Below are 8,260 nucleotides of genomic sequence, written 5' to 3' on the forward strand. Positions count from 1 at the left end.
CGGGGTGGACAGCAGCATCAGCAACAGCGTGGCGGCGGGCATCCGGGACACCTTTCCAACGAGAGTATTGACAGGCGTTTAGCGGCCTTTCATGATCCTGACACCGGTTACCTGTTTCACGCAAGAGGCAGGCGGGCGTACCAGAGCACTGGGCGTTCGGGAGAGGAAGGCAGCACGGCCACCGCTGGGCAGCGCATCGTCTCCGACCAGATCATGGGAAACCGGTGGCAACCGGTGTCAGCGGCACCGTCCGCTTTGGGAGGGGATGAGCATGACCAAGTGTATGAACCTCATGCAGCGCAACCGGATCGGCCTGGGCGTATCGATGGCCGCGCTGACCGCGGCGCTCGCCATGCCGACAAGTGCCTGGGCACAGGCGGCGAACATCCCGTCGACACAGACGCCGGGCACGCCGGCGCAGACCGATCCCGCCCCGGCCCAGACTGGCGTGGTGCCGCCGGGCACCACCGAGGCGCCAGCCGACACCAGCGCGATCGTGACGCCGCAGAGTGCCGATCCGGCCGCCAGCGGCGACGCGGACATCATCGTCACCGGCTTTCGCCGATCGCTGGATGCCGCGCTGAACGTGAAGCGCGACTCGGTGTCGGCGGTCGATGCGATCGTGGCGGAGGATATCGCGAAGTTCCCCGACCAGAACCTGGCCGAGTCGTTGCAGCGTATCCCGGGCATCTCGATCCAGCGTGACGCCGGCGAGGGGCGGGCGATCACCGTGCGCGGTCTGGGCGCGCAATTCACCCGCGTGCGCGTCAACGGGCTGGAAACGGTGGCGACCTCCACAGATGGTGCCAGCGCGAACCGCGACCGTGCGTTTGATTTCAACGTCTTCGCATCCGAGCTGTTCAACTCGATCGTCGTCCACAAGACCGCCGAGGCGTCGCTGGACGAGGGTTCGCTGGGCGCGGTGGTCGATCTCAACACCGGCAATCCGCTGGGCGGCAAAACGGGGGTGACCTTCGTCGCGGCGGCGCAGGGCACGTATAACGACCTGTCCAAGAATCTGCGCCCGCGCGTCGCCGGGCTACTGTCGTGGAAGTCGGCGGACGGTACCCTGGGTGCGTCGGTATCGGGCGCCTATACCAAGACCGACAATCTGGAACTGGGCAACAACACGGTGCGCTGGGCACAGGCGCGGTTCGACTCGGTCGGTGGCACCCCGTGCTTTTTCAGCAGCGCGACGAGCACGACGCGGGCGTCGAACGCGGGTGGCGTGTACCGGCCGAGCGCGGCGTGCGATCAGGCGGCACTGGCGTTTCACCCGCGCATCCCGCGCTATGGTGAGGTGTTCCACGGACGTGAGCGTTTGGGCCTGACGGGCAGCGTGCAATGGTCGCCCTCGGACGCCACCAAGGTCTCGATCGACGCGCTCTACTCGCGCTTTACCGAGGATCGCGAAGAGAAATGGGGCGAGGTGCTGCTCCGTTCCAACGAGCGGTCGATCGATCTGCTCAACCCGGTCTATGACGGCAACAACAACCTGATCTCCGCAACGCTGAACGATGCCTGGGTGCGTACCGAGCATTATTATCGCCGGTCGAAGACGGAATTCTATCAGGTCGGCGGAAGCTGGGACCAGGATGTCGGCGACCGGTTCCGCTTCACCCTGATGGGCGGCATATCGCAGTCCGACGCGACGATCCCGGTCGAGACGACCTTCGTGTTCGATGATCGCGATGCGCAAGGCTATAGCTACGATTACACCAATTCGCGCAGCCCGCGACTGACCTTCGGCACCAGCGTGACCGATCCTGCCAATTTCCAGCTTGCCGAAATCCGCGATCGGCCGTCGACCACGGTCAACAAGTTCCGCACCGGGCAGCTTCGCACCGAATGGGACGTGACCGACGGCTTCCAGGTGAAGACGGGCGCGATGTACCGCCGGTTCGAGTTCGATACGGAGGGGTTCACCCGCGATGCGGTGCTGTGCCCGACCAGCACGACGGCGCGGCCGGATGCGGTGGTGGGTTCGGTAACCTGTACGCCGTCCTCCGTCTTCGGCGCCAATGCGGTCTATGGCCTGCCCGCGGGCAATCTGGGCGAGATCTTCCGCCTGGGCAGGGCGGGGCAACCCCAGGGTACGACGACCGAGTTCCTGATCCCCAATATCGCGGCATCTGCGGCGGCCACCGGCCTCTACGATCGCCCGCTGGCGCTCGACCCCGGCAACATCCGCAACGTCGTGGAGGAAGTGACCGGCGGCTACGCGCAGTTCGACGTGAAAGGCAATGTCTTCGGGCTGGATTATGCGGCCAATGCCGGCATGCGCTATGCCCATACCGCGCAGCGTTCGACCGGGCTGAACAACGGCGTCGCAGTGACGGTGGAGCGCAGCTATGACGACTGGCTGCCCGCGGCCAACCTGGCCTTCTTCCCGACCAGCGAGATCATCCTGCGTGCAGCGGTGGCGAAAGTCATCACGCGGCCGTCGCTGGGCAATCTGACGCCGGGCGGGTCGGTCGACGGGTTCAACTACCGGATCAGCTTCGGCAATCCCAACCTGCTGCCGTTCCGCGCAACCGCCTTCGACCTGGCGGCCGAATGGTATTTCGCGCCGCAGTCGATCTTCTCGGTCGCGGCGTTCAAGAAGAATGTGGAAAGCTTCCCCGTGTCGGTGACGACGGCGGGCACCTATGCCTCCACCGGCCTGCCGCTGTCGATCATCCCGCCATCCTCTCCGGCCGCATCCGCGCCGGAGGGGCAGATCTGGACGATCAACTCGATCACCAACGGCACTGGCGCCAGCCTGAAGGGCGTCGAGATCGCGCTGCAGGCGACGTTCCGCTTCCTGCCCGGCTTCCTGAAGAATTTCGGCGCGATCGCCAACGCGACCTTTATCGATTCCGATGCCACCTACACCCAGAGCGGCCCCGCCGTGGTGCCGGGCGGCGCGCTGGTCAACGTGGTGCGCACCGAGACGCTCTACGGCCTGTCCAAACGGCAATATAACGGCACGCTCTATTACGAGGATGCCAAATTCTCGGCGCGTGGTTCGATCAGCTACCGGGGGCCGTATATCGATGGCAGTTCGGGCACCGGCAACATCTTCGAGGGGTATAACTCGACGATCAACGTCGATGCGTCGCTGCGCTACAAGCTGACGCCCAATCTGGAGATTTCGCTGGAGGGTACCAACCTGACCGATGAGTATCGGGATCGCTACACCGATCTCGATGCCAACCGGAACTACGAGTATAATCACTTCGGCCGCACCTTCCTGTTCGGTGCGCGCTTCAAGATGTAGGTCAGTCGACGAACAGCCCGTGGGGCGGGGTGGCGGGCGCATCGATCGCGGGCCGCTCCCCCAGCACCACGACGATGCTGCCGATGACGATCAGCACGCCGCCCGCGATCAGCGCCAGCCCCGCAGGGTCACCGAACAGGGTGATGCCGACCAGCGCGCCGAACAGCGGCTCGATATTGATGAACACGCCCGCGCTCGCGCTGTCGACGCGGGCCGCGCCATATTGCCACGCGGCGGTGGCGAAGAAGGTGGAGAGCAGCCCCTGGCCGACGATCCCGGTCCAGGCGACCGGACCGATGGCAAGCGACGGCGGTCCGTGCAGCGCCAGCGCCACCGGCAGGATGGCGAGCAGCGCCACGACCAGCGTCACCGCCGGCACCGCCAGGGGCGAGCGGGTGGCGGGCGCGCGCTTCGCCAGGATCAGCCAGCCGAGAAACACGACCAGCGAGGCCAGCGACAGCGCGATGCCGATCGACGTGCCCGCGCCCCCCGGCTTGCCCGCGATCAGCGCGGCACCCAGCGTCGCGCCGGCCACCCCCAGCCATGACGCTCGGCTGACCTTCTCGCCCATCGCCCAGGCGGCGACCGCCACCAGCGCCGGCATTGCGCCTACGAGCAGCGCGGCCAGCGTCACGGTGACGCCCGCCAGCCCCTCGAACTGCACGATGAAGGCCAGGCCATAGAGCGCACCGCCCGCCACCACCACCGGCGAGCGAAACAACGCGCGTGCCTCGGCACTGCCCAGCGCGAAGGGCAAGGCGGCGATGCTCGCGACCACGAAGCGCAGCAGCACCATGTGCGCAGGTGCAACCTCGCGCAGCGCCAGCTTGCCGAGCGGAAAACCGAGGCCCCAGAACAGGCCGGCCAGGGTGAGGGCGATGAAGGCTGCGCGCATGGCGGCCCCCTGCAACGCCAAGGCTTTTTTACGCAAGACAAATTGACGAACGCGCCAGCCCGCGCAATCATCCGTGTTACGGCCGTAAGACGGCGCAACGATCAGGGGGATTAAGGGTGCATCGACGCGATTTCCTGGCCGCGACCACCGCGGCGCTGGGCAGCGGTCTGCTGCCGGGCTATCTCGGCCGCGCGATTGCGGCGGAGGAGCTGCAATCGACGATCCCGGGCGAGGTGAAGAAGCGGCTGGCCGACGTCGCGCTGAACGCCGCACGGAGCGCGGGCGCAACCTATACCGACGTTCGTATCGGTCGCTATCTGCGCCAGTTCGTCATCACGCGTGAGGCGAATGTCGAGAATGTCGTGAACACCGAGTCGCTGGGTGTCGGCATCCGCGTGATCGCGGACGGCGCCTGGGGCTTTGCCGCGACCAACGGCCTGACCGAAGACGCGGTGGCGGGTGCTGCCCGCCAGGCCGCCGCCATCGCCAAGGCCAATGCCAAGATCCAGTCCGAACCGGTGCGCCTTGCCCCCACGCCCGGTGTCGGTGCGGTGTCGTGGAAGACGCCGATCGTCAAGAACGCGATGGCGGTGCCGATCAAGGACAAGGTCGACCTGCTGTTGGGCGTCAACGCCGCGGCGCTGGGCGCGGGCGCCAACTTCGTCAATTCTATGCTGTTCGTGGTCAACGAGCAGAAATATTTCGCCTCCACCGACGGATCGAACATCGACCAGGACGTCCACCGTATCTGGGCCCCGATGACGGTCACCGCGATCGACAAGGCGACCGGCAAGTTCCGCACGCGCGAGGGGCTGTCCGCGCCGATGGGGCTGGGCTTCGAATATCTGGACGGCAAGGCGTCGGACAAGTTCACCGCGCCCAACGGCGTCGTTAATTACGGCATGTCCTACGACATGAAGGAAGACGCGATCGCCGCGGCGCGTCAGGCCAAGGCCAAGCTGACCGCGCCGTCGGTGAAGCCGGGCAAGTACGACCTGGTGCTCGACCCGTCGCACACCTGGCTGACCATCCACGAGTCCGTCGGCCATCCGCTCGAGCTGGACCGCGTGCTGGGATATGAGGCCAATTACGCCGGCACCAGCTTCGTCACGCTCGATAAGGTCAAAGAGCGTTTTCAATATGGTAGCCCGCAGGTTTCGATCGTCGCGGACAAGACGCAACCCGGCAGCCTTGGCGCGGTCGGTTACGACGACGAGGGTGTGAAGACCAAGAAGTGGGATTTGATCCGCGACGGCAAGCTGGTCGACCTGCAGGCGATCCGCGATCAGGCGGCGATGCTGGGCAAGAATGCCTCGGATGGCTGCTGCTACGCCGATAGCTGGTCCAGCGTGCAGTTCCAGCGCATGCCAAACGTCAGCATGGAGGCGGGCAAGAAGAAGCACTCGGTGGCCGACATGATCGCGGGCGTCGACAACGGCATCTACATCGTCGGCGACGGCAGCTTCTCGATCGACCAGCAGCGCTACAACGCGCAGTTCGGCGGGCAGCTCTTCTACGAGATCAAGAACGGCAAGATCACCCAGCAGATCGAGGACGTGGCCTACCAGATCCGCACGCCCGAATTCTGGAACGCCTGTGTCGGCGTGTGCGACCAGAGCGATTACCGCCTGGGCGGGTCGTTCTTCGACGGGAAGGGGCAGCCCAGCCAGGTGTCGACGGTCAGCCATGGCTCGTCCACCGCGCGCTTCAACGGCATCAATGTCATCAACACCGCGCGCTCGCTCGGCTGAGGGGTAGAAGCACATGACCATTTTCACCGAAGACCAGGCGCGCGCGATCCTGACCAAGGCGGTCGGGCTGTCCAAGGCGGACGAATGCACCGCGCAGCTTTCCGGTTCGATCAACGGCAACATCCGCTTTGCCCGCAACGCGGTATCGACCAGCGGCATCGTCGATGACGCCGATCTGGCCGTCACGGTCGCATTCGGCAAGCGCGTCGGCACCGCGACGATCAACGCGTTCGACGATGCCTCGCTCGCCCGCGTCGTCGCGCGCGCCGAGGAACTGGCGCGTCTCGCGCCCGAGAACCCCGAATTCGTCCCCGCGATCGACAAGCAGACCTATCGCGCCAGCCCGACGTTCAGTGCGGCGACCGCGGGGATAACCCCCGATTACCGCGCCAAGGTGGCAGGCGACTCGATCGCGGCGTGCAAGGGCGAGAAGCTGGTCGCCGCCGGCTTTCTGCAGGACGGGCAGAGCTTCACCGCCTTTGCCAATTCCAAGGGCAATTTCGGCTACCAGCGCGCCAGTGGCATGGATTATACCTGCACGGTGCGGACCGAAAACGGGCAGGGTTCCGGCTGGGTGGGCCGCAACCTTCAGGACTCCGGGGCCTTTTCGGCGGCGACCGATGTGCGCACCGGGATGCGCAAGGCGGCCGCCTCGGTCGAGGCGCGCGCGCTGGAGCCGGGAAAGTACACCGTCATCCTGGAGCCGGCGGCGGCGGCGGGGTTGATCAGCTTCATGATGAACTTCTTCGGCGCGCGCGAGGCGGATGAGGGACGCAGTTTCCTGTCCAAGAAGGGCGGCGGCAATAAGCTGGGCGAGCAGGTCTATGACCCGCGCGTGACGATGATCGCCGATCCCTGGCACCCCGAAGCGGCGGTGATGCCGTGGGACGGCGACGGCCTTCCCCGCCAGCGTCAGGCGATCGTGCAGGACGGCAAGATCGCCGCGCTGGATTACAGCCGCTTCTGGGCGCAGAAGATGGGCAAGACCGCGGTCGGCTCGCCGGGCAACCTCATTATGTCGGGCGGCACCAAATCGACCGCGGACCTGATCCGGGGCACGGAGCGCGGCATCCTCGTCACCCGGACCTGGTATATTCGCATGGTCGATCCGCAGACGGTGCTGCTGACCGGCCTGACCCGCGACGGCACCTTCTATATCGAGAACGGGCAGATCAAATATCCGGTGAAGAATTTCCGCTTCAACGAAAGCCCGGTGATCATGCTCAACAATATCGACGAACTGGGCAAGCCGGTGCGCGTGGCGGGCGACGAATCCTCGCTCGTCATGATGATCCCGCCGATGAAGCTGCGGGACTTCACCTTCACCTCGCTGTCCGACGCGGTTTGAGGGGGGAGAGTTTCAAGCACCCTCTCCCCACTGGGGAGAGGGAAGGGGCCCGCTGCCACAAGGCAGTGGGAAGGGTGAGGGGTAGCCAAGCAGTGCTCCGCTCGTGGCGTCCCCTCACCCTCCCCACGGCTATGCCGCGGGTCCCCTCCCTCTCCCCGTGGGGGAGAGGGCGATGCTGACCCGCCAGCACTTCCTGCGCGGCGCCATCGCCGCAGTCGCCACCGCCACGCTGCCCCGCGCCGCGCAGAGCGCCGGCGCCTACGACTTCTGGTTCACCCGGCTACGCTATGAATCCGGCGACTGGGACGTGGATCAGCGCATGCCCAGCAACCTGCTGACCGCGCTGATCGATTATACCAACCTGAGGGTCGACCCCAGGGAGCGCGTCGTCGCGCTGTCCGACCCGAAGATGTTGACCGCGCCCTTCTGCTACATGGCGGGGCACAAGCTGGTCGATTTCTCGGCTCTCGAACGGCGTAATTTCGAGCGGTATGTGCGCAATGGCGGGTTCGTGTTCGTGGACGACTGCAACCACGATATCGACGGGCTGTTCGCGACCTCGTTCGAGCGGCAGATGGCGGCGATCTTTGGCGCATCGGCGATGAAGAAGCTGCCGAACACGCATCCGCTATATTCCAGCTTCTTCAAGTTTCCCGGCCCGCCCGCCACCGGGTTCGAGCTGAACGGGTGGGGCGACGACCTCGTCCACGATTACCTGCGCGGCATCCACATCGATGGCCGGCTGGGCATCCTCTACAGCAACAAGGACTATGGGTGCGAATGGGACTACGACTGGCGCAACAAGCGTTTCCTGGCGGACGACAATACGAAGTTCGGCGTCAACATCGTGCTGTATGCGCTGAACAATTGAGCGCGGCATGACCGAGACGGAGATCGAGGCGCAACTCGCCACGCTGAGCGCCTTGCGTGCCGCGATCGGCCAGGCGATCGTCGGGCAGGCGGATGTGGTCGAACAGTTGCTCATCGGCCTGATCGCGGGCGGGCAT

The 8,260-nt window shown here is 65.6% G+C and carries 5 protein-coding genes; 4 read left to right on the plus strand and 1 reads right to left on the minus strand.

The features are described 5' to 3' along the window. The first annotated feature begins 271 nt into the window (after nucleotides 1–271). Complete coding sequence (locus tag Q0U08_RS14665) at nucleotides 272–3,259, plus strand: TonB-dependent receptor (protein WP_298092201.1); 2,988 nt, start codon at nucleotides 272–274, stop codon at nucleotides 3,257–3,259. Nucleotide 3,260: 1 nt separating this feature from the next. Here the strand turns inward: Q0U08_RS14665 and Q0U08_RS14670 are convergent, their stop codons facing one another. Next, nucleotides 3,261–4,154, minus strand: a complete 894-nt coding sequence (locus tag Q0U08_RS14670) for a DMT family transporter (protein WP_298092203.1) — start codon at nucleotides 4,152–4,154, stop codon at nucleotides 3,261–3,263. Between the two features lie 116 nt (nucleotides 4,155–4,270). Here Q0U08_RS14670 and Q0U08_RS14675 point away from each other — a divergent pair, with 116 nt between their 5' ends. The 3 genes from Q0U08_RS14675 to Q0U08_RS14685 all read left to right on the plus strand — a co-directional run bounded on the left by Q0U08_RS14675 (nucleotide 4,271) and on the right by Q0U08_RS14685 (nucleotide 8,124). Continuing rightward, nucleotides 4,271–5,905, plus strand: a complete 1,635-nt coding sequence (locus Q0U08_RS14675) for a TldD/PmbA family protein (RefSeq protein WP_298092205.1) — start codon at nucleotides 4,271–4,273, stop codon at nucleotides 5,903–5,905. A gap of 13 nt (nucleotides 5,906–5,918) precedes the next feature. Continuing rightward, the gene (locus Q0U08_RS14680) at nucleotides 5,919–7,253 is read left to right on the plus strand and encodes a TldD/PmbA family protein (RefSeq protein ID WP_298092206.1); all 1,335 of its coding nucleotides are present in this window, start codon (nucleotides 5,919–5,921) and stop codon (nucleotides 7,251–7,253) included. Nucleotides 7,254–7,425: 172 nt separating this feature from the next. After that, the gene (locus tag Q0U08_RS14685) at nucleotides 7,426–8,124 is read left to right on the plus strand and encodes a DUF4159 domain-containing protein (protein ID WP_298092208.1); all 699 of its coding nucleotides are present in this window, start codon (nucleotides 7,426–7,428) and stop codon (nucleotides 8,122–8,124) included. Nucleotides 8,125–8,260: the final 136 nt, after the last annotated feature.

It is taken from the genome of uncultured Sphingomonas sp. (genome assembly GCF_946477935.1).
In the GTDB taxonomy this organism is placed as follows: Bacteria; Pseudomonadota; Alphaproteobacteria; order Sphingomonadales; family Sphingomonadaceae; genus Sphingomonas.

What these genes read in the sequence shown, in the direction of transcription:
- Q0U08_RS14665 (WP_298092201.1), top strand. Translation starts at nt 272, where the DNA reads ATGACCAAGTGTATGAACCTCATGCAGCGCAACCGGATCGGCCTGGGC.
- Q0U08_RS14670 (WP_298092203.1), bottom strand. Translation starts at nt 4,154, where the DNA reads ATGCGCGCAGCCTTCATCGCCCTCACCCTGGCCGGCCTGTTCTGGGGC.
- Q0U08_RS14680 (WP_298092206.1), top strand. Translation starts at nt 5,919, where the DNA reads ATGACCATTTTCACCGAAGACCAGGCGCGCGCGATCCTGACCAAGGCG.
- Q0U08_RS14685 (WP_298092208.1), top strand. Translation starts at nt 7,426, where the DNA reads ATGCTGACCCGCCAGCACTTCCTGCGCGGCGCCATCGCCGCAGTCGCC.